We start from the raw sequence: 20,532 nt of genomic DNA, 5'->3' as shown, positions 1-20,532 counted from the left end.
TCGCCATCTTACTCAGGATGCGTTGATTCATTCGGATCAAGGATTTCACTATACGAACCCGAAGTTCCAAAAGCTTGTGAAGAAGATGGGGCTGGGTCAATCGATGTCACGTAGAGGAAACTGCTGGGATAACGCCCCACAAGAATCATTCTTTGGGCATTTTAAAGATGAAACGAACTTCAAAGAATGTATGACATTGGAAGAGGTTAAACAAGAAGTGAAAAGCTACATGATCTATTACAATCATTATCGAGGTCAATGGAACTTAAACAAGCTGCCGCCTGCACGATACAGACAGCAGCTTAAGGTCGCCTAACCTTTTTTAAGTTGTCCTTTACAAGGGGTACAGTTTACTCCTACACAGAGCTACTTCCTCGACCTTTACGTTTTTGTGGTTGATGCTTTATAGATTCAGCTAAGCTTTTTACACGATAATGGAGAGGGCAGAAACAACGTGGAGAAGCGTAGCGTTCGCATTTATCCCCGGATTTCTCCTTGAAAAAGGGGTTTAAAAGAAATCTGGGGATAACAGCGATTGGAATGTTGTTCTGTCATCGGAGTGGCCAGTGTAAATACTCTTTAGTGAATTTATAATAAGTTATTGCAATTCTTCAATGGAATTGATATTTACGTAAGCAGGGACAACCAGGCCCGTCTTCACACCTGTCATATTCGCGCCGAGATCATCAAGCTGGTCCTTATATTGGTTCCAGTAATCGGCGTGTGTAAGCGGAAGCCAAGCAGCAGGAGAAGCGTCCACATCGCCATTGGCGACTCCAGTCCACATCGGTCCAGCCTCTACCTGCAGAGCCTGCACGGTATAGCCCAGCTTGTTCTCCATGACATACTTCAACAGGTTCGTACTGGCAATCTCGGAATCCCAGGCCACATAGCTGAATTTGAATGTATCACCATTCACAGGGGTCAACCCTTCAGTCCAGGCGTCAACCTTGTCACTGTGCTTCTCAGCCCAATCCTGAGCTGCTTGCTCAGGGCTTGTGCCTGCCTGAATAGCGATCATCATCTCACCCATATCGTCAGAGGTCCATTCGAAGCGATTCAGGAACTCGTATGCGACAGGATGGTCCTCCTTCAGCCCTTTTCGGGCAATGGTATGGATCTCTTCCGCATCACCGTAAGTCTTCTTAGGGTCCTCCAGATACTTCAGATCATATTTGTTGAACATCCAATGCGGCGTCCAGCCGGTAATAATGATCGACTGCTCGCTCCGTACGGCCTTGTCGAGCTCGGCAGTCATAGCGGCACCAGAACCCTCAATCAGCTTCCAGTCTGACAGACTATAGTCCTCAATAGCCTGCGCTGTGGATTTCATAATCCCGGCTCCAGCATCAATACCAACAATCTGGTATTTGAACTCCTCACCGACAGCAGTGGCATGATTTGAAGTAGCTGTATTGCCGCCTTTTAGATCCTCAATGGAGTTGATATTCATATAGGCAGGGACGACCAGTCCCGTCTTCACGCCTGTCATATTCGCCCCCAGGTCGTCAATCTCATCCTTGTATTTGTCCCAGTAGTCGGCATGTGTTAATGGTAGCCAAGCTGCTGGGGATGCATCGACATCGCCACTGGCGACTCCGGTCCACATCGGTCCAGCCTCTACCTGCAGAGCTTCGACTTTGTAGCCCAGTCGATTCTCCAGCACATACTTCAGCAGATTGGTACTGGCAATCTCGGAATCCCAGGCCACATAGCTAAGCTTGAAGGTATCGCCACCTACAGGGGTCAAGCCTTCAGTCCAAGCATCGACTTTGTCGCTGTGTTTCTCAGCCCAATCCTGAGCTGCTTGCTCTGGACTTGTGCCACCCTGAATAGCAATCATCATCTCGCCCATGTCGTCTGAGGTCCATTCGAAGCGATTCAGGAACTCGTATGCGACAGGGTGATCTTCTTGAAGACCTTTACGTGCAATGGTATGAATTTCTTCTGCTTCACCATAAGACTTCTTGGGATCTTCCAGGTATTTCAAGTCATATTTATTGAACATCCAGTGCGGTGTCCAGCCCGTGATAATGATAGGGGCTTCGTTACGAATAGCCTTGTCCAGCTCAGCGGTCATGGCTGCTCCAGAGCCTTCTACGAGTGTCCAGTCACTTAAATCATAATCCTCGATGGCCTTCTGCGTGGACTTCATAATTCCAGCACCAGCATCAATACCAATAATTCGGTAGTTCACGGACTCGCCTGCACTGGAGCTGGCTTGATGATTATCAGAAGCAGAGGAGTCATTGCCAATGAAATATTGGGATGCACCAGCGATCAGAATCACTACACCCGCAGCAGCTGCGATCAGCACTTTTTGCTTGCTGGTCACACGGCTCTGTTTTTTGCGCCTCGAATTGAACAGGTTCTGTGTGAAGCGGTCAAGGACAATAGCCAGGACGACGACGGCCAGACCAGCTTCGAAGCCTTTACCAATCTGCAATTGAGTTACAGCACGATAGACCTCAGCACCAATTCCTTGTGCCCCGATCATGGAAGCGATGACGACCATCGACAGAGACAGCATGATCGTCTGATTGATACCGGCCATGAGTGTTGGCATAGCCAGCGGCAGCTGTACTTTGAAGAGCTTCTGACCGGAGGTCGAACCAAAGGCATCTGCAGCCTCGACGAGCTCGCCGGATACTTGAGTGATCCCGAGGTTGGTCATACGAATCGTTGGCGGAATCGCGAAAATCACAGACGCAATGACACCTGGAACAACACCGAGACTGAAGAATGTTACAGCCGGTAGCAAGTATACGAAGGCAGGCATCGTCTGCATAAAGTCCAGCAATGGTGTAATGATCCGGGAGGCTGTCTTGCTATAAGCACACCAGATACCAAGCGGTACACCGAGTAGCACGGAGATCAGCGCCGAGGTAATGACAAGACCCAGCGTATCCATCGTCTGACTCCAATAGCCAAGATTATCAATCAGCAGGAATCCGAGCACGGTGAACAATGTTAACGGTACCCGTCCTACCAGATAAGCAATTATTCCAAGAATGATTATAAATACAATTGGATGTGGCAGCATAAAGAGTCCTGAGAAGAATCCTACAATGCTGAAAATAACGGTAGATATAACGCTGAACAATCCTTCCAGGTTCACCGCCATCCAATCAACAATACTTTGAACCCATTCAGCGAGTGGTATTTTCGGCATGCTCAGACACCTCCTTCAATGAGACTTCTCCGCCGAGAGCACCCAGCAGGGCACCACGTACAATGACTCCTTGCAGCTTGCCGTTCTGATCTACGACGGCCAGCGGAACCTTAGAGGAGCTTGTAATCTCGAACAGATCATTCATGACGGTATCCGGTGCTACCTGCGGCCCATCCGTTATTAGAATATCCTGCAGCTTCTTGTCTGCCTTCAGGGCAGCCGCAGCATCTTCAGCAGTAATGACTCCCAGCAGCTTCTTGGAGCGGTCGATGACGAACAGATTGGATATCCCGCGTTCACGCATGAGCTCCAGAGCTACACGAGGACCACGATCCAGCGTAATCGTCTCAGGTCTGCGCATGACATGCGCTGCTGTAAGTACTTTGGACAAATCCACGTCTTCCACGAAACGCGCCACATACGAGTTGGCAGGCTGAATCATGATCTCTTCCGGAGTCCCGATCTGTACGACGGCTCCGTCCTTCATCAAGGCAATGCGGTCACCGATTCGCAGCGCTTCATCCAAGTCGTGGGTAATGAAAATAATCGTTTTCTTCATTTTATCCTGCAATTCAAGCAATTCATCCTGCATGTCGCGGCGAATGAGCGGGTCTAGGGCACTGAAGGCTTCGTCCATCAGCAGCACCTCAGGATCATTGGCTAATGCACGAGCTAGACCTACACGCTGCTGCATCCCGCCGCTTAGCTCATCTGGCATCTTGTCTCCCCAGTGCTTGAGGCCGACCAGTTCCAACGATTGCTCTGCCTTCTGTCTGCGTTCAGCCTTGTCTACATTCTGAACTTCCAGTCCGTATTCTACATTCTCCAGCACAGTACGATGCGGGAACAATGCGAATTTCTGGAATACCATACTGATCGTCTTGCGCCGAACTTCCCTTAGCTGTTCCTTGTTCATTTTGCGCAAATCCTTGCCATGAACAAGAATCTCGCCGGAGGTCGGCTCAATCAGACGATTGAACATACGTACAAGCGTAGATTTACCACTACCGGACAAGCCCATAATGACGAAAATCTCACCTTGCTGAATATCCATATTGGCCCGGTTGACCCCTACGGTAATATTCTTTTCCTTATTCAGTTTTTCCTTAGTCCATCCTTGCTCAAGCAGGGATACGCCTTGTTCGACGTTAGGACCGAATAGCTTGCTGACATTTCTGACTTCCAAAATAGTCATATATCCACCTCTTCTCTCTATCTTTCGCTTTCCATTAACCCCGTTGGTGCTTGTATGGCGATTGATGCAAAGTTAAGGGATTGCTTACGAAAGCTAATTGCATGAATGACCGTAGGCTTCGTTCGCAACGTTGATAATTGTAACAGACAGTCTACGTTTCTTTCAACCGAAAAATCTGTTCATAAGGAACGTACAGAAAAAACTGTATGAAATTATCCTCTAATATCCTCAACTATGCTCTTAATAGCTTTAACATTCGTAACTTTACTTTGCTTTATTCTTTTCTGTAGAATAGACAATAATCAGAAATATAAGCAAAAAGCAGACTTTTGAAACCTAATGTTAATGAAAAGGAAGCAAAGTTGTGAAAAAATGCATGTTCTTTTCTTAATTAATGTAAATAAATCCAATATACTTACAAAAAGACACCAGAGAGCTTACAGCTTCATATTTAGTGAATGAGCAAAGCGGGATTGGCATGATTCATGTCGGGTCCCGCTGTGTCATGAAATAGGAGAGCATCTGGCGGAGTAAGAACATGCGAGTTACATTCCTCTGGAAGCAGAGAAGCAGTTAGAAGGAGTATAGAGGCAAGAATAGCTGATAGGAGGTTGCAAGCATGAGCTTGGACCAATTGACGGAAGTGCAGCAGGAGACGCTGCAGAAGATTCGTAAAAGAGTGATTGAGGCCATTGGTAAAAATATGGATCTATATGGTGTAACCCTATCTACAGGGCACCTGTATGGGCTGCTGTTCTTCGCAGACCATCCCATGACGCTCGATGACATGGGACGTGAAATGGAAATGAGCAAGACTAGCATGAGCACGAGCATGAGAACTCTGCTTGATCTGAAAATGGTCAATAAAGTGTGGAATAAAGGCTCCAGAAAGGATCTGTACGAAGTAGAGATGGATTGGCATCAGACCTTTGCTGATTTTTTCGCGATCAAGTGGCGTAAAGCTGTCGAAATGAATCTCCAGGTCATGCGCAAAGCCATCTACGAAATGGACAAGTTACTGGATCAGGAATTGGAGAATGATGAACTTAGGAAAATATTGGAGCATGATCGTGATAAAATGAAGCAAGCAGTATCTTTTTACAAGTGGCTGGATCGTCTGATTGACGCTCTGGAGGATGAAGAAATCTACAAGCTGGTGCCAAAAGAAGAGCAGTGAGCCGAAGGCTGTCTCATAGGATGATACCGCCGCGGAGTAGCTGCCTGAATGAGGCCTCAGATCCTAACATGTATATTTGATGGGGAGGTATTCAAATGTCAGACGGTCGTGTCCAGACACAGTACGGATGGTTACAAGGTACAGAGGAACAGGGTGTATGGGTATGGAAGGGAATTCCTTATGCAAGTCCACCGGTTGGAGAACTGCGCTTCAAGGCACCTGAGCCACCTTCCAGCTGGGAGGGCATCCGCGATGCTGCACAATTCGGCCCCGTATGCCCGCAGCCAGGCAAGAGTAGTGAGGGAATCTTTGGCTCAAGAGCGGGGCAGCCAGACCCTGCTGAGGATTGCTTGTATTTGAACATATGGAGCCCGGCATTGGCAACTGAGACTAAAGCGGTATCTTCTGCTGACAAGCCCGTCATGGTATGGATTCACGGTGGCTCTTTCGTAACGGGCTCTGGCAGCATGTCCTTGTATGACGGGCTTACACTTGCACAGCAAGGGGATGTGGTGGTCGTAACGATCAACTACCGTTTGGGACCGCTGGGCTTCTTGCATCTGTCATCGTTTGACCCAGAGCTAGCGTCCAATGCGGGCCTACTGGATCAAGTGGCCGCCCTCCGATGGGTACAGGAGAATATCACGGCCTTCGGCGGTGATCCTGAGAACGTAACCGTGTTCGGGGAGTCTGCTGGTGCCATGAGCATCGGGGCGCTGCTAGCTATGCCTTCGGCAAAGGGAATGTTCCAGCGGGCCATTATGCAAAGTGGAGCATCACAGGTGCTAGAGGCCAACAAGGCGCACGCAATCGCGGCAGCTTTTCTGCAGGAGCTGGGTGTGGAGCAGCCAACCGCTGAGCGTCTGTCAGCCATACCACTGGAGGATATTACGATGGCAACCTATAAGCTGCACCAGAAGGTTGGCTCTGCCGGGATTACGTTGCTATTCCAGCCCGTGGTGGATGGGAATACGCTGCCAGAGGAGCCGCTGTCCTGTATTCAATCCGGCCAAGGAGCTCAGGTACCGCTACTCATCGGAACGAATCTGGATGAAGGGGCCTATTTCGTTCGCGAGCCGGAGCACCTCATCAGTCCTGAAATGGCAGTACAAGCAATCTATGCATTGACAGGATTGGAGAATGGGGAGGAACTGCTGCGGTATTATCCAATGACTGTCGAGGGGCAGAGCAAATTCATGACTGAGCTGTATTTCTGGCGCTCTGCTGTACAGTATGCCTCAGCACAAGCAAGATACCAATCCGTGTGGATGTATCGGTTCGATTGGTCACTCGCAGGCCACCCTTTTCTGGGAAAAGCAGTGCATGGAGCAGAGATTGCCTTCGTATTCGGTAACCTTGAGCTATTGACTGGACTTGGCATTCAGCTCACTGAGGACATAAAGGAGCTGTCGAGACAGATGCTGTCGGCCTGGGCTGCCTTTGCCCGGACGGGCGATCCTGCAACAGCAGCGCTGCAATGGCCAGCCTATGAGACGACACAGCGTGTAACGGCGGTGTTTGATCGGGAGCTCAGTCTCGTCTTGGACCCGGATGCAGACAAGCGTAGACAATTCACGGGTGAAGCGAGCTAGTGGATTGTGACAAGTCAGGACGTAGTTGGATAGGTTAATGAGAGGTTATATCGTGGGTACATAACAATTCCATCGTGTGACCCATATCAGATAACTCATAGGTTGAGTGCTTGTAGTATCAGGTGAATCCATTGAAGTAACCAAGGGAAGTGCCTCATAGCACAATAAGAAGGGCGATATCAGTAGTCAGGCTTTGACTATGGTATCGCCCTTGGCGTGTATTAGATTTAATGAGTTGGGGAGATCCTAGATCAATGAACAGCAGGCTTAACAGTGGTCGATAGGGCTCCCCGCTTGCAGCGGCTCTATACTCACAGTTGATCTGCTTAAGATACTAGCTTAGGTTCCATGGCCGGTTCTTTATGCTGACGGGAAATGATGAATAAGGTGGCCCAGATCAGCATGAAGCCCGTGAGCTGGGGCAGCGTGACCATCTCTCGGAATGCAATCCAGTTAATGATGACACCGATCATTGGAAAGCTTAGCTCAGCTAGCGTAGCATAGGATGCCTTGGTGGTTGCGAGACCTTTGTAATACAGGAACATACTAAGCAGTCCAGGCAAGAGAGCCTGAAGAATCAGGTTGAGCGTAACGGCACCCGCAGCCATTAGCCCAGCCGGGAACTGCCATGGAGCACCTTCCACAGCCGTAACGATCATCAACAGCGGCAAGGCAAGCATGAAGCGAAGAGAAGTTACCGTCTCGTATTTCATGGTGCCAAGCAGATAGCGTCCCATAACCGTAGATCCGCCCCACAGAGCCGCAGCTCCCAGAGAGAGCAAGCTTCCCATCTGGATGAATTCATTGACATGACCAAAAGGCAGGGACCAGCCAAAGGTAAGCATATAGGTGCCAGCCAGTGCGATTACCAGTAACCAGCCAAAGTGCTTTGGCAGCATTTCCTTCAGAATGAAGCGCGCTAGGATAATAGCACATAGCGGTTGAAGCTTTTGCAGCAGCAGGACGGCGTTCGGATTGCCGTCTGCCAAAGCCATGGTGAACAGGATGGTAGCTACCGCCGAGCCACCCCAGGATACAATGAACAGGGCGACAGCATGGCGAAGGCGAATTCGCTTCAGCTCTTCCCGATGCTTCCAGAGGATAGGAGCTGCACATAAGAATAGCAGGACATGCTCTAGAAGGACAATCTGCGCGGAGGTTAGAGTATCCAACAGCAGAATGCGGAACAGTGGATCAACGCCCCAGAGGGCGGCACCAAGGACGACCAGCCAAAAGCCGCTGTTCATTTTCGGTCTGGAAAAGCTAACAGAGGTTGCAGTAGTATCGCTCATGCTTTAAGACTCCTTTATGAATACAGGACCGGTGATGACGACAAAAGCCCCCGAAATACACAGCTAAGGTGTACGCTCGGGGGCTGATCAAATAAACCAGTTCAGCATATACAGGATGATTATAGGTATGTGAAATAATACACGTATACCCAAACCAACAGCTGTACATACAAAAGGCTTAATGTGTCGATCTTCTTCCATCCGGACTATACCGTCGGCTTTGGCATCTCACCAAATCAGTCATGCACTTATGGAAGCACATGAGTCGCGGGCTCAGCTCTCGATTAGAGCTATACCGCCGGTTGGGACTTACACCCTACCCCGAAGATCCTTATTCCGTTTTTTTAGTTACTTACAGAATATATTGATTTTATAATTTCGTCCAGTGAAAAATATATGAAAATGTAAAACGAATCTTGCCATTTTGCATGATTTTTCTCATTGCGCAGATCATGATTTTATTATACCAGTTTATTCCGATAAGAAAAACGGGGTTATATGGATTTTTTACTCAATCTGAGGCACCAGCTTACTTCAACTTATTTCAGCGGAAAATATCCTGTCGCCTCGACCAGAGACTGGCCTTCCTCAGAGACGATCCATTGCAGCAACTTGGTTACACTTGGCTTCGGTGGCTGCCTGAGCTTTCCTTGGCGTTCAGCCGTCACCGCATAGAATTCTGAAGTGATCGGATAAGCTCCGCTCTGGATCGCTGCTGTGTCAGGTAGAGCTCCATCGACAGCAAGCAGCTTGATCCCGTCATTTTTGTTCATGCTGGTAGTGAAGTGGTGAAAGGAGTATCCGATGGCATTTTTGTAATTATGGTAGCCTGCCGCTTGCTGAATAATTCCGCCCATCCCGGCGATCACATCCTCGGTAATGGGAGGCATAGGCTCCTCATCGCCGAGAAATTTCTGCAGCATCGCCTGACTGCCGCTATTTTCAGGCCGCTGGAACGCCTTGATGGGTTCGTTGTTGCCTCCGACCTGATTCCAATTCGTGATGCGTCCCGTGTAAATATCCTTAATCTGTTCGCTGGTCAGAGCTGTGACAGGATTATCCTTGTGGACAAAGAATACAAAGGCTTCGCGACCCACGGGAGTTAGCTTCAGATCAAGCCCCGATTCTGCGGCCATCTTCTGATGGACTTCCCCGGGTGACATGGCGAATATGATATCCGACTCGCCCATGATAAGCTGCTCATAGGCACGTCCAGTGCCTGAGCCCATCACTTCACTGTCATACAGGGTGTACTCCTTCTCAGGATATACAGCTTGCACGAAGGCTGAATACAGTGGATACAGTGCCGTCGCTCCATCCAGACGCGGCAGATCATCTGTGGCTGACAGGGTAAAGGAAGCCTTGTGTCCGAGCACGGCTACGGTACCCTTGTTCTGGAAGGGCTGGTATTGCTCGATATCCACGTCCTGCACACTGTTGATTTCAAGGCTTTTGTGATACATATGATTGATTTCGTAGCCGCCAGCTGTCAGAAGACAGATACCCAAGATTACTGCGGAGAGCTTGTGGAACAGTCGCCGAGTGCGGAATGCACGGAAATTGAACAGAATGATGTATAGCGCCAAAATGCCAACAACAATCAATAGCATAGGAATGTAGAACCTCTGGGTGTCCATGCTGAACGAAATAATGAATAGCAAAATGAAGCCTGTGAACAACAGGAGTGCCAGCAACAGCAAAGTCACGGCAACCTGTCCAACGATTTTCAGGATCACGATCGTACCTCTTTTCTGGTAGCTTTATATTTGTCTTCCAAAAACCCCCTTTATTCAAGATAACGGCAGTTCTACAGGGGATCAAGGCCAGAAGAGATGGAGAAGATGACAGTTTGGAATCATTTTTGGAACTATTTAAGAAATCAGTCCCTTTATTTACTCGAACGCGTGTGCCATGCAAATTCACAACCCGGCTTGTCATGCTAGTCTGCATAAATCGAACAAGTCCCTCATAGACATGTACTATTCCGAATCAAAACATGTGCTGAAGGGGTTGATGATATGCGCCGGAGTTCATGGATGCTTGCCATGATCATGTGCGTGATCGTGCTGGTTGCCGGGTGCGGCAAGAAAAGCGCGGACGATGTAGTAAAGGATTTGAGTAATGTGGTCAGCGGGATGGATAGCTACCACGGCACGGCGCTGATGACACTGCATACAGGAGAGACGCCGCAAGAGTACTTGGTTGATGTGTCGTATCGTAAGCCATCCTACTATCGAATTGCCATGACCAATGAGAACAAGGATGTTACCCAGATTGTGCTTCGCAACGATGAAGGTGTCTTCGTCCTGACACCAAGTCTGAACAAGAGCTTCCGCTTCAAGAGTGACTGGCCCGACAATCAAGGTCAGGTCTACCTGTATGAGACGCTTGTGCGTAGTATTATTGGAGACAAGACCCGCCAGCTTGCGAGTGGCGAGAATGCATACGTCTTTGATGTAGCAGCGAACTATAACAGTAGCTCTCTTGTACGTCAGAAGATCTGGCTCAATAAAGAAAATTATGCGCCGCAGCAGGTTCAGGTGTCGGACGCGAATGCGAAGGTGCTGGTCGATCTCAAATTCAGTGATTTCAAATTCGGCACCAAGTTCAACAAGGATGCCTTTGATATGGAGCGCAATATGACTGCAGGCAGCACTGCTGTACCACAAGCAGGTACCCCGGAAGCGTCGGATCCGGCTGTCGACACGAATAATACGCAGCAGTCCCAGGATCTAGGATCAGCTGAGGGGCAAGAAGGAAAGACTGACAAGGCAACTGGGAACGAGCAGCAGGGGACATCAAGCGAGGGTGCTGAGGATAAGGCAGGCAGCCAGCAGCCGTCTGCTGTTGAACCTTCCACAGATCCATCTACAGAGCAATCGGCAGAAGAGGGGGAAGGTGTCGTCGATCCGACCATGAGCGAATTTGGCTTGATTGAGCCGACCTATCTGCCAGAAGGCGTACAAATGCGCGATATGCCAGTCATCACGGACAGCAGCAATCATGCTGTCATGATTCGCTATGAAGGACAGTACAATTTCACCATCGTAGAAGCCAGACCTCAGGATCGGGCCGTGTCCCTGTCAGCAGGTAGCCTCATTGATATGGGCTTCGGAGTGATGGGTGTGCTGACTGGAGATCAGCAGCGGACCTTGACCTGGATGAACGATGGCGTCGAATTCAGAATTACGAGCGCGGACCTACCAGTCAGCGAGATGACCAAGATTGCCGCTTCTATGCAGGATCAATCGGGTAAATAACATCATAACGGCGGATATTGACGGTCCAGAGCCAAGCCTCTGCTCCGCCGATATCCGTCTTTTATTGTTTTTTTTGCACGGTGTGAGAGGGCGATCAACCTTCCGGTCGCAGCTTCATTGACAGTCGGTTCGCAGAACATTAACATAGTTCTATTGACCAGAGCATGTTGTCAGGTACTACTGACCAAGCACAGGTGAATGCGCTCCTGACAAATGCTGGCGAAGGACTCTCAGAAATGAAGGTGAGGAATTGGAAGGACATTACAGACCGACCAGGGCCGAAATCAATTTGAATCACATTGAAGCTAATTATATGGCCTTTCGGCAGGCGCTCCCGTCGACCCAGAAGGTGCTTGCATGTGTAAAGGCAAATGCCTATGGTCATGGAGCTGTCGAAGTATCCAGGGAGCTGGAGAGAATAGGGGCTGATTATCTCAGCGTAGCGTTTCTTGATGAAGCGCTGGAGCTGCGTCATGCAGGGATCACGCTTCCCATTCTGGTGCTCGGTTATACAGGACCGCATGGGGTACAGATAGCATGGGAGCATGACATTACCATCACACTATTCTCCCCAGAGGTGCTGGAAGCTATAGCCCGACTGGATCGTAGTGACGATGTGCGCAGGCTGAAGGTCCACATCAAGATTGACAGCGGCATGGGACGCCTGGGACTGCTTCCGGGAGAGGACGCTGTAGCCTTCGTTAATCGTGTGCTGGAGACGGAGCAGGCTGAACTGGAGGGGCTGTTTACCCATTTTGCACGTGCAGATGAAGAAGAAAAAGAATATACATTGGAGCAATATCGCAGATTCTGGAGTGTGGCAGAGACGCTATCAGAGCAAGGGATCAACATTCCCATTATACATACGGCTAATAGTGCAGCAGCACTGGATACGCCAGGACTCTCGCCGAATATGGTGCGGATCGGCATATCGCTGTATGGGCTGTATCCGTCCGATGAGGTGAATCATGAGCAGGTGTACTTGAAGCCCGTATTGACCTTGAAGACAGAGCTGGTATATGTCAAGACCCTTCCCCCCGGCTGGGGAATCAGCTATGGTACCCGTTATGTTACTACGGAAGAGGAGTGTATAGGGACGTTGCCCATTGGCTATGCCGATGGATATTCGCGTATGCTGACTGGCAAAGCCGAGGTCCTCGTTCGTGGAAGTCGTGTGCCTGTGGTCGGAACGATCTGTATGGACCAATGCATGGTCCTTCTCCAGGATTTTGCGAATGCTGCCAAGCCAATTCATGCCGGCGAAGAGGTTGTTCTCATCGGTCAGCAGTCAGACGGCTGCATCCGTGCTGACGAGCTGGCCTCCAAGCTGGGTACCATCCACTATGAAGTGGTCTGCATGCTTGCGGCGAGAGTGCCGCGCGCGTATTTGCGAGACGGTGTGAGGATTGCCCTTACGAATCCCTTGCTGACCTCTCGTGAGGAGTAGTCTGAATTGATTTCCATCCCCATGAATCGACAAGTCATACTACCATTATCGCGATAACGCGAAGGTTACAAAGCTGGTTCTCGTTGATTGGTAATATTTAACGAGGAAATGACAAGAGAAACCATATAAACTAGCAGGAGTTCGCCATTTGCATCTCGAATTATAAAATCTAGACGGTAAAATTGTTGTATAGAGACGATTTCCTATCGTTTTTCCGATCGAGAAGCACTGTACGTAGGCGGTCCGTGTAGTTTATAATGGGATACAGCATAGTTGATATACGGAGCACATATATTATTCTTGTATAAATTACCGGGAATAACGTTATAATGGTACAATGGCGACAAGGTTTGTGGGGGTGGAAGTAACGTTGGCCAATTTGCAGAGCACGAAAAGGATTATGATCAGTCTTCCAGATCATCTTTTGCAGGAAGTGGACGGGATTGTAGCTATGGAAAATTCCAACCGCAGTGAATTCATCAGACAGGCCATGAAGTTGTATTTGAACGAGCGTAAGAAGCGTTATATCCGTGAAGCGATGCAGCGCGGGTATATGGAGATGGCGAAGATTAATCTTACCATGGCATCCGAGGCGTTTCACGCGGAGGAAGATGCAGACAGCACTCTGGGCCGCACAGTAAGCGGGGTGTAATGAACATTGATCGTGAAGCGCGGCGACGTATTTTTTGCGGATCTTTCACCTGTTGTCGGTTCGGAGCAAGGGGGCGTAAGACCGGTTCTCATTATTCAGAATGATATTGGCAACCGTTTTAGTCCTACTGTAATCGTGGCGGCTATTACCGCCCAGATTCAAAAAGCGAAGCTGCCAACGCATGTGGAAATTGATGCAGCGACGCACGGCTTCGATCGGGATTCAGTTGTTCTGCTGGAGCAGATTCGAACGATCGACAAGCAAAGGCTTACCGATAAGATCACCCATCTGGATGAAGAGACGATGCGCAAAGTAAGCGATTCTCTACAGATCAGTCTGGGCTTGATTGATTTCTAGACAACAGGCAAGATGCAGTCTTGAAGAGGCCATGAGGTGTCCGAACTTCATGGCCTTATTATTTGTTCAAGCTGCGAGCGCACATGCAGCAAATCTTGATATCACACATGATGCGTGGCGCCACAATTGGGCCAGTCATGTGCAGCGTGGTAGCCGCAGCAATGCGGCTTCTTTTGCGTCAAGTATGCGGCACTGGCGCTTTGTCATGATTTTTGTGATAATAAGGAACGTGTATAAATGTGAACGTCCTAGCTGGTGTACCAGCCTTTAAATTATGGTAGCCAGCAGGCGTGACGGGTCCAAGGAGGAGTAAGACGTATGTCCAATACAGAGGAGCAAGAGCAGCAAAACATAGAGCAAAAGCAGCGGGCAGAGCGCATTATCAAGCAAGTATCGCAGGAATTGTCCCTGTCCCTTAAGCAGGTACGAACTACCGTAGCTTTGCTGGAGGAAGGTAACACGATTCCTTTCATTGCGCGCTATCGTAAGGAAATGACGGGTGAGTTGGACGAGAATCAGCTTCGTCAGGTCGAGGAGCGTGTGCAATACCTTCGCAATCTGGAGGATCGTAAGACTGAGGTGCTGCGAATCATCGAGGAGCAGGGCAAGCTTACGGAGGAGCTGTCCAAGGCTATCGTCAATGCGGTGAAGCTGCAGGAAGTGGAGGATCTGTACCGGCCTTATCGCCAAAAGCGGAAGACACGTGCAAGTGTCGCCAAGGAGCGTGGACTGGAGCCATTGTCCGCATGGATTTGGGCACAGCCCAAGCAGGGCAGTCTGCTGGAGGAGGCAGGCCGTTATATTGATCCTGAGCGCGGTGTGGAGACCGAAGCTGATGCGATTCAGGGTGCGTCTGATATATTGGCGGAGAATATCGCAGATGATGCAGCGATTCGTACCTGGGTACGCAGATATACGTTAGATCACGGAATGCTTGTATCGGAAGCGAAGGATGCTGAGGCAGAATCTGTCTACGAGAACTATTACAGCTATCGTGAGCTGGCCAAGAAGATGCCACCACATCGAATTCTGGCGATTAACCGTGGTGAGCGTGAAGGTATTCTGAAGGTGAATCTGGAGGTTGCAGCGGAACCGGTACACCGTTATGTTGCGGGACAGGTTGTGAAAGGTAATTCTCTGGTCACTGAGCTATTACACACGATTATCGAGGATGCTTACAAGCGTCTGATCGCGCCTTCCATCGAACGCGAGGTCAGAGCAGAGATGACGGAGAAGGGCGAGACGCAGGCGATCTCCATCTTCTCGGGTAATTTGCGCAGCCTGTTATTGCAGGCTCCAATCAAGGGGCAGCGCGTGCTTGGTGTAGACCCTGCCTATCGTACAGGCTGTAAGCTTGCAGCCGTGGACGATACGGGTAAGCTTCTGGAGGTCGCTGTGACCTATCCGACGCCACCGAACAACAAGAAGCGTGAGGCCGCGGAGAAGTTCAAGGAGCTCATCGCGAAGTATGACCTTCAGCTCATTGTGATCGGGAACGGAACGGCCTCCCGTGAGACGGAGCAATTCGTAGCGGAGGTCATTGCAGAGATCGGTGACAGCAGCTTGGCGTATCTGATCGTTAACGAGGCAGGGGCGAGCGTATACTCGGCGTCGAAGCTGGCGCAGGAGGAATTCCCCGATCTGGATGTGGCAGAGCGTAGTGCAGCGTCAATTGCCCGCCGGATTCAGGACCCGCTTGCTGAGCTGGTCAAGATCGATCCTAAAGCCATCGGGGTGGGGCAATACCAGCACGATGTGTCACAAAAGCATCTGGAAGAAAGCCTGAAGGCTGTGGTCGAGTCGGCAGTTAACCATGTAGGCGTTGACGTGAATACCGCTTCTCCTTCGCTCTTATCCTATGTAGCAGGCATTAATGCGACTATTGCCAAAAACATCGTCAAGTACCGCGAAGAGAACGGCAAGTTCAACAATCGCCGTCAACTGCAGAAGGTTCCACGGCTGGGAGCCAAAACCTATGAGCAGTGTGTTGGATTTATGCGTGTACCTGGTGGGGAGAACGCGCTGGATCGGACGCCGATTCACCCGGAATCCTATTCGGTTGTAGACCGTCTGTTCAAAGAGCTGGGAATGGCTACCTCTGAAGTAGGAAGTAAGGAATGCACGGCTGCTCTGTCTGCACTGCAGCCTGAAGAGTGGGCTGCGAAGCTGGAGGTCGGAGTGCCTACGATGAAGGATATTTTGGACAGCTTGATGAGACCTGGTCGTGATCCACGTGACGAGCTGCCACTCCCCGTGTTCCGCAAGGACGTCCTCAAGATCGAGGACCTGACGCCAGGAATGAAGCTACAGGGTACCGTACGCAATGTAATTGATTTCGGCGCCTTCGTGGATATTGGGATCAAGAGCGACGGACTCGTTCATATCTCCCAGCTACGTAGCGGCTTTGTGAAGCATCCGATGGATGTGGTGTCTGTTGGCGATAACGTAACTGTCTGGGTGCTGAATGTGGATTTGAAGAAGGGCAGAGTTGGGCTAACGATGAAGGCACCAGCAGATGAGCCCATAGAAGCTTAATCTGGTCTCATCTGAAGTGCCGTGTCCCGTATGAATCAAGACAAAGGATTCCGGGCGCCTTTCATGGAGGGTGCCGGAGTCTTCTTTTGAGTGCTTCGGTAATGGAACCAGCAGTCATTCAATAATTGAATCTGCTTACGATCCCGCTTGTGAAAAGCACGCATTAGCTGGTTGCTGAGCCATTGGGGCATGCGTCTCTCCTCCTCTTGCGAACCTGTGTATGTCTAGCATATGGGGAAGCCGCCCAATGTGTTCCGCAAAAATGTTGTTTCGATGGGGAGTGTCCTGGGGAGGGAGCGAACATGGATAGGGAATCAGCAGCACCGCAGCGTGCACAGATGCGTGATGAGGAGCTGCAGGAATGGATCGAGAGCATTTCACTCAGCTCGTTTGGCGTACCCTTCAGGCACCAAGCGCGCTTCAATACTCGTCTGTCTTCGACAGGTGGAAGGTATTTTCTGAAGAGTCACAATATCGAGATTAATCCTCACCAATTGGCTGCATTCGGCCGGGATGAAGTGGAGAGTATTATCAAGCATGAGCTCTGTCACTATCATCTGCATCTGCGCGGAATGGGCTACAAGCATCGAGACGCTGATTTCAAGACATTGCTGGCCCAGGTGGGGGGGAGCCGCTATTGCCAGACGTTGCCTGCCAACGATGCCCGCTCTAAATCACGACAAGCACGACCATTTCGGTACAAGCTGCAGTGTACTGCCTGTGGTCATTCGTATATGCGGAAGAAGAGAATGGACCCCAGACGTTATCAATGCGGCAAGTGCAGCGGGAGGCTTCAGTTGTATGAGCTTTCGGGCTCGTAAGAGTAAGATGTCGACCATATAAGCTTCCTTCGTAATTAAGAGCCTTTCCTATATGGAGGGGCTCTTTGTCGTGCGATCCTATAAAAATGCATTTCCTTTGTGGATAAATAAGGTAATATATTAATGAGATGTGATGGTGGTCGTTGTGAATGATGGCATATGACTGGGAAAGGAGGCGGAGCTATGCGTGGTCGATTTTCTTTACTCTGGGGTAGCATTTTGCGTCTTGTAGCTTTTGTACTGGGGGGAATTAACCCTTATTTGAATACGAACTGGAAGATTGCGGTGTTCGCTCTGGTGTGTCTTGCTGGAGTTGCAGAAGTGAACTTAGAGAGGCGACCCAAATGGTTAAGCGTATTGATCGCTTTCCTTATGGGCTTGCTTATTACCTATATCTTGCTGCCTATCTTACAATGAAGAGAGAAGTCGTTATGAATTGTTCATATGGATACAGTGAAGGAGAAATGATGAAGCCTTGTATTGTAGCCCTATGGGCGGAAAAGCAGCTCCCTATTAAGAATGGCCTCTATTGGGCCGATGGCAGATCGCTTGCCATGAATATCGAATCCTATCCACATCCACGCCTGGAGAAGGGCGAGTGGTTCGATTTGTCACAATTCCATGAGAGTAATCCAGATGAGATTACCTACATCACGATGACGAAGAGGATCCATTTATCCATCGGGGGGTATGGCTGTGTGGGCGAGGGGAGCCACGGCTCTGAGGGATTTGTTGCTTATTTGCAGCCAGATGGACAGCTCACCTGGGTCATGTATTCCGAGAGCTCCAATCCATTTGTAGATATTGTAGAGGAAGCTCATGGCGTGATTTGTGCGCATTCGAGTGCTAATTTTGTATTACGGCTCCATGTGGATGAACCAGACAGGGTAAAGCTGAATTTAATCAAATCGGGGGCCTAATACAGCAAAATCACCAGCCAAGCTTGCGAGTGGTCTCCAGGCATGAACGTTTCAACGCATCGCTTATCGGGCCGGAACCCACGTTGATGACGAATTCACCAGTCTCACGAATATTGGTTAATGTATCTTTTACGGTACCTATACGCTCACCTACTCCTGACCCCACTGAATTAACAATGTAGGCGGGTTTCGGGAAGCAACCGTAAAAAAACTGAAGAGCGCCAAGTTGAGATTACCATGTGTACTTATCGTCGTAACCTAGGCAATGGGTCTGGGTACAATTCAAAATGAAAAATGATGATAAAATGAAAAATGATGATAAACATCAGGTATGACAACTTATATTCCGTGTATGTGTCGTCTTGGATGATCCTGCTGAGCAAGATTGGTTATCTTGACTCGGTCTGCAATTCATGATAAATTTATACATGTCCATACTTTTTCATTCCCTGATAGCTCAGTTGGTAGAGCACTCGACTGTTAATCGAGTTGTCACAGGTTCGAGTCCTGTTCGGGGAGCCATGGAGAGATACCCAAGTGGCTCAAGGGGACCCTCTGCTAAGGGGTTAGACTGCGTAAGTGGTGCGAGGGTTCGAATCCCTCTCTCTCCGTTGAATAGACGTCCTTTAGGGATGAGAACCCATACGGGTTCGTCGGAGCATAAGCTTCGTTAGGATTACATCGCAGTCTCGAGCGAAGTGAGAGTATCCCTCTCTCTCCGTTGATTAAGCAAAAAGAAACACGCTAATGCTACTAGGCATTTAGCGTGTTTTTTTTATAACCATGTCTGGTTGTGGGGTTGAATAGATACGGTGATAGCTGATGTGACAGTTCATCGTGAGCTATTCCCCTAGAGCGGGAGCATCCTCAATCTCATGCACATCATACAGTACCCGGGCAAGTAGGTCTTGATTGTAATTCCCGAAATTTTTCCCGAAGATCGTAAGACCCCGTTTGTTCATCGACTTATCGCCTACAGCGATGCGAAAGGTGAGCTCGCTCTTGTAATCCAGTGCAATATCATTCAGTGTGATATCCGAGATACGGCAGCCATCAATGAAGCTCCCATCCTTATTGATCCGAATGAGCTTCAGCATGCCATACTGATTCAGATGGGGGGGCCACCAATCCGGATTGAACGTCCCGCGCACATCACCAAAATCACCAGGGCTGGTCCAGTAACCAATCTCAGTCCCATTGACGGAGAATTGGATATCGGATGGATAATTATCTGCATGACCAGGCGCCTCACTTCCGAGCTCCAGCGAGAATTGAATCTCTCGAAAGCTCTGGTTCGCCTTGAGATAATTCGGGATACGATATTCCAGAAAGCCCTCAGCCATCCAGATAATACCGGAGTGAATACGCTGTGGGTCTGCAAAATATCGTGGATCATCGAAGTCCCCGATGATGCTATCCTTGGTGGCAAGTCCACAGGTAGGGGAAGCTTGGTAATTACTGTAATGTCCTACGTGAATTTCAACCTCATAGAGATTATCCGCCTCCTTGCTACGAAAATCCACCATGAGCTTATCTTTGTTCAAGTAGCATACCTTCTGAATGCCATGCTTGCCGACGGAACTGTGAATCTCGATCAGACCGCTCTCCTCCAGCTTTTTGATGTGCATCGTTATAGCCCCGTTGCTCAGATTCAACCGCTTCGCAATCTCGTTCAGATTCAGCTCCTGGTTCGATGCCAGTAGCTCCAGTATTTGAATTCTTATTTCCGAGCTGAGTGCCTTGAAGACTTCAAGTCCACTCATCAGATTTTTTATATAAATCATGGATTAGCAGCTCCGTTCCAGAATGGGATTTATTTTAGAACATTATAAAGTAAAAATGGAAAAAAGGACAATTTCACCTCCTTAAATGATAGGAAACCAACTTCTTTATTCACAATTCCAACATAAATCATAAATTTTATTTTATATAAAATTGAAGTTAAGTAATGTTCAAAGCTTGTGGAATCAACATTATACCCAAAAATAAGAAAAAAGTGGAGTTAAGTTTATAAAAACATGAAATGTTTTATATTTATTTGTTTACAACTGCTTAACTTGTATGTTATCTTGTTTTTGGAAGCGGATACAATATATTTTTTTCCAAAACGAG

General features: G+C 49.0%; 17 protein-coding genes, 2 tRNA genes and 1 riboswitch. Of the genes, 13 read left to right on the top strand and 6 right to left on the bottom strand.

Annotated elements, in window-relative coordinates; all coding sequences use genetic code 11:
* The coding region (locus K331_RS0106715) for an IS3 family transposase (RefSeq protein WP_028589681.1) at positions 1 to 316 on the top strand (316 nt) is incomplete at its 5' end.
* A gap of 282 nt (positions 317 to 598) precedes the next feature.
* Here the strand turns inward: K331_RS0106715 and K331_RS0106710 are convergent.
* Positions 599 to 3,172, bottom strand: a complete 2,574-nt coding sequence (locus K331_RS0106710) for a glycine betaine ABC transporter substrate-binding protein (protein ID WP_036634258.1) — start codon at positions 3,170 to 3,172, stop codon at positions 599 to 601.
* The gene (locus tag K331_RS0106705) at positions 3,150 to 4,367 is read right to left on the bottom strand and encodes a quaternary amine ABC transporter ATP-binding protein (RefSeq protein WP_018886642.1); all 1,218 of its coding nucleotides are present in this window, start codon (positions 4,365 to 4,367) and stop codon (positions 3,150 to 3,152) included. The genes K331_RS0106710 and K331_RS0106705 overlap by 23 nt, the downstream gene beginning before the upstream one ends.
* Positions 4,368 to 4,986: 619 nt before the next feature.
* Between K331_RS0106705 and K331_RS0106700 the strand changes: the two genes are divergently transcribed.
* Complete coding sequence (locus K331_RS0106700; RefSeq protein WP_018886641.1) at positions 4,987 to 5,544, top strand: GbsR/MarR family transcriptional regulator; 558 nt, start codon at positions 4,987 to 4,989, stop codon at positions 5,542 to 5,544.
* 95 nt (positions 5,545 to 5,639) lie between these two features.
* Positions 5,640 to 7,136 (top strand): carboxylesterase/lipase family protein, encoded by a 1,497-nt coding sequence (locus K331_RS0106695; RefSeq protein ID WP_028589679.1) that lies wholly within the window; start codon positions 5,640 to 5,642, stop codon positions 7,134 to 7,136.
* A gap of 326 nt (positions 7,137 to 7,462) precedes the next feature.
* On the opposite strand, the gene K331_RS0106690 is transcribed toward K331_RS0106695, so the two are convergent.
* Positions 7,463 to 8,428 (bottom strand): DMT family transporter, encoded by a 966-nt coding sequence (locus K331_RS0106690; protein ID WP_018886639.1) that lies wholly within the window; start codon positions 8,426 to 8,428, stop codon positions 7,463 to 7,465.
* Between the two features lie 185 nt (positions 8,429 to 8,613).
* Positions 8,614 to 8,761, bottom strand: a riboswitch (FMN riboswitch).
* Positions 8,762 to 8,967: 206 nt separating this feature from the next.
* The gene (locus K331_RS0106685) at positions 8,968 to 10,164 is read right to left on the bottom strand and encodes a PstS family phosphate ABC transporter substrate-binding protein (RefSeq protein WP_028589678.1); all 1,197 of its coding nucleotides are present in this window, start codon (positions 10,162 to 10,164) and stop codon (positions 8,968 to 8,970) included.
* A gap of 282 nt (positions 10,165 to 10,446) precedes the next feature.
* On the opposite strand from K331_RS0106685, the gene K331_RS0106680 reads away from it, so the two are divergent.
* The 5 genes from K331_RS0106680 to K331_RS0106660 all read left to right on the top strand — a co-directional run bounded on the left by K331_RS0106680 (position 10,447) and on the right by K331_RS0106660 (position 16,679).
* The gene (locus K331_RS0106680) at positions 10,447 to 11,688 is read left to right on the top strand and encodes an outer membrane lipoprotein-sorting protein (protein WP_028589677.1); all 1,242 of its coding nucleotides are present in this window, start codon (positions 10,447 to 10,449) and stop codon (positions 11,686 to 11,688) included.
* Positions 11,689 to 11,938: 250 nt separating this feature from the next.
* Complete coding sequence (gene alr, locus K331_RS0106675; RefSeq protein ID WP_028589676.1) at positions 11,939 to 13,135, top strand: alanine racemase; 1,197 nt, start codon at positions 11,939 to 11,941, stop codon at positions 13,133 to 13,135.
* Positions 13,136 to 13,505: 370 nt separating this feature from the next.
* Entirely contained in the window at positions 13,506 to 13,787 is a 282-nt protein-coding gene (locus K331_RS0106670; RefSeq protein ID WP_018886635.1) for a CopG family ribbon-helix-helix protein, read from the top strand.
* A gap of 6 nt (positions 13,788 to 13,793) precedes the next feature.
* Entirely contained in the window at positions 13,794 to 14,144 is a 351-nt protein-coding gene (locus K331_RS0106665; RefSeq protein WP_007429335.1) for a type II toxin-antitoxin system PemK/MazF family toxin, read from the top strand.
* A 318-nt stretch (positions 14,145 to 14,462) separates the two neighbouring features.
* Positions 14,463 to 16,679, top strand: coding sequence for a Tex family protein (locus tag K331_RS0106660; protein ID WP_028589675.1), 2,217 nt, complete (start codon positions 14,463 to 14,465; stop codon positions 16,677 to 16,679).
* 35 nt (positions 16,680 to 16,714) lie between these two features.
* Here the strand turns inward: K331_RS0106660 and cmpA are convergent, their stop codons facing one another.
* Entirely contained in the window at positions 16,715 to 16,870 is a 156-nt protein-coding gene (gene cmpA, locus K331_RS31830) for a cortex morphogenetic protein CmpA (protein WP_133568635.1), read from the bottom strand.
* A 111-nt stretch (positions 16,871 to 16,981) separates the two neighbouring features.
* On the opposite strand from cmpA, the gene K331_RS0106650 reads away from it, so the two are divergent.
* The 5 genes from K331_RS0106650 to K331_RS0106630 all read left to right on the top strand — a co-directional run bounded on the left by K331_RS0106650 (position 16,982) and on the right by K331_RS0106630 (position 19,031).
* On the top strand, positions 16,982 to 17,500 hold the full coding sequence (locus K331_RS0106650) for a SprT family protein (RefSeq protein ID WP_028589674.1): 519 nt from the start codon (positions 16,982 to 16,984) through the stop codon (positions 17,498 to 17,500).
* Positions 17,501 to 17,683: 183 nt separating this feature from the next.
* Positions 17,684 to 17,917 carry a hypothetical protein gene (locus tag K331_RS0106645; protein WP_028589673.1) on the top strand — a complete coding sequence of 78 codons (234 nt, stop codon included), beginning with the start codon at positions 17,684 to 17,686 and terminating at the stop codon, positions 17,915 to 17,917.
* Positions 17,918 to 17,931: 14 nt separating this feature from the next.
* Positions 17,932 to 18,420 (top strand): hypothetical protein, encoded by a 489-nt coding sequence (locus K331_RS0106640; RefSeq protein WP_211237325.1) that lies wholly within the window; start codon positions 17,932 to 17,934, stop codon positions 18,418 to 18,420.
* A gap of 446 nt (positions 18,421 to 18,866) precedes the next feature.
* Positions 18,867 to 18,942, top strand: a tRNA-Asn gene (locus tag K331_RS0106635).
* A gap of 1 nt (position 18,943) precedes the next feature.
* Positions 18,944 to 19,031: transfer RNA gene (locus K331_RS0106630), tRNA-Ser, on the top strand.
* Between the two features lie 231 nt (positions 19,032 to 19,262).
* Here K331_RS0106630 and K331_RS0106625 read toward each other — a convergent pair.
* A complete protein-coding gene (locus K331_RS0106625; RefSeq protein WP_028589671.1) occupies positions 19,263 to 20,204 on the bottom strand; it encodes an ArsR/SmtB family transcription factor in 942 nt (313 codons plus the stop codon).
* Positions 20,205 to 20,532 lie beyond the last annotated feature (328 nt).

The sequence above is a fragment of the Paenibacillus massiliensis subsp. panacisoli DSM 21345 genome, assembly GCF_000426545.1.
In the GTDB taxonomy this organism is placed as follows: domain Bacteria; phylum Bacillota; class Bacilli; order Paenibacillales; family Paenibacillaceae; genus Paenibacillus; species Paenibacillus panacisoli.
This window is presented reverse-complemented; position numbering and strand designations above follow the sequence as displayed.

Bases quoted from the DNA above. Each gene is read 5' to 3' on its own strand.
- K331_RS0106710 (WP_036634258.1), bottom strand. From the start codon at position 3,172: ATGCCGAAAATACCACTCGCTGAATGGGTTCAAAGTATTGTTGATTGG.
- K331_RS0106705 (WP_018886642.1), bottom strand. From the start codon at position 4,367: ATGACTATTTTGGAAGTCAGAAATGTCAGCAAGCTATTCGGTCCTAAC.
- K331_RS0106700 (WP_018886641.1), top strand. From the start codon at position 4,987: ATGAGCTTGGACCAATTGACGGAAGTGCAGCAGGAGACGCTGCAGAAG.
- K331_RS0106695 (WP_028589679.1), top strand. From the start codon at position 5,640: ATGTCAGACGGTCGTGTCCAGACACAGTACGGATGGTTACAAGGTACA.
- K331_RS0106690 (WP_018886639.1), bottom strand. From the start codon at position 8,428: ATGAGCGATACTACTGCAACCTCTGTTAGCTTTTCCAGACCGAAAATG.
- K331_RS0106680 (WP_028589677.1), top strand. From the start codon at position 10,447: ATGCGCCGGAGTTCATGGATGCTTGCCATGATCATGTGCGTGATCGTG.
- K331_RS0106660 (WP_028589675.1), top strand. From the start codon at position 14,463: ATGTCCAATACAGAGGAGCAAGAGCAGCAAAACATAGAGCAAAAGCAG.
- cmpA (WP_133568635.1), bottom strand. From the start codon at position 16,870: ATGCCCCAATGGCTCAGCAACCAGCTAATGCGTGCTTTTCACAAGCGG.
- K331_RS0106650 (WP_028589674.1), top strand. From the start codon at position 16,982: ATGGATAGGGAATCAGCAGCACCGCAGCGTGCACAGATGCGTGATGAG.
- K331_RS0106645 (WP_028589673.1), top strand. From the start codon at position 17,684: ATGCGTGGTCGATTTTCTTTACTCTGGGGTAGCATTTTGCGTCTTGTA.
- K331_RS0106640 (WP_211237325.1), top strand. From the start codon at position 17,932: ATGAATTGTTCATATGGATACAGTGAAGGAGAAATGATGAAGCCTTGT.
- K331_RS0106625 (WP_028589671.1), bottom strand. From the start codon at position 20,204: ATGATTTATATAAAAAATCTGATGAGTGGACTTGAAGTCTTCAAGGCA.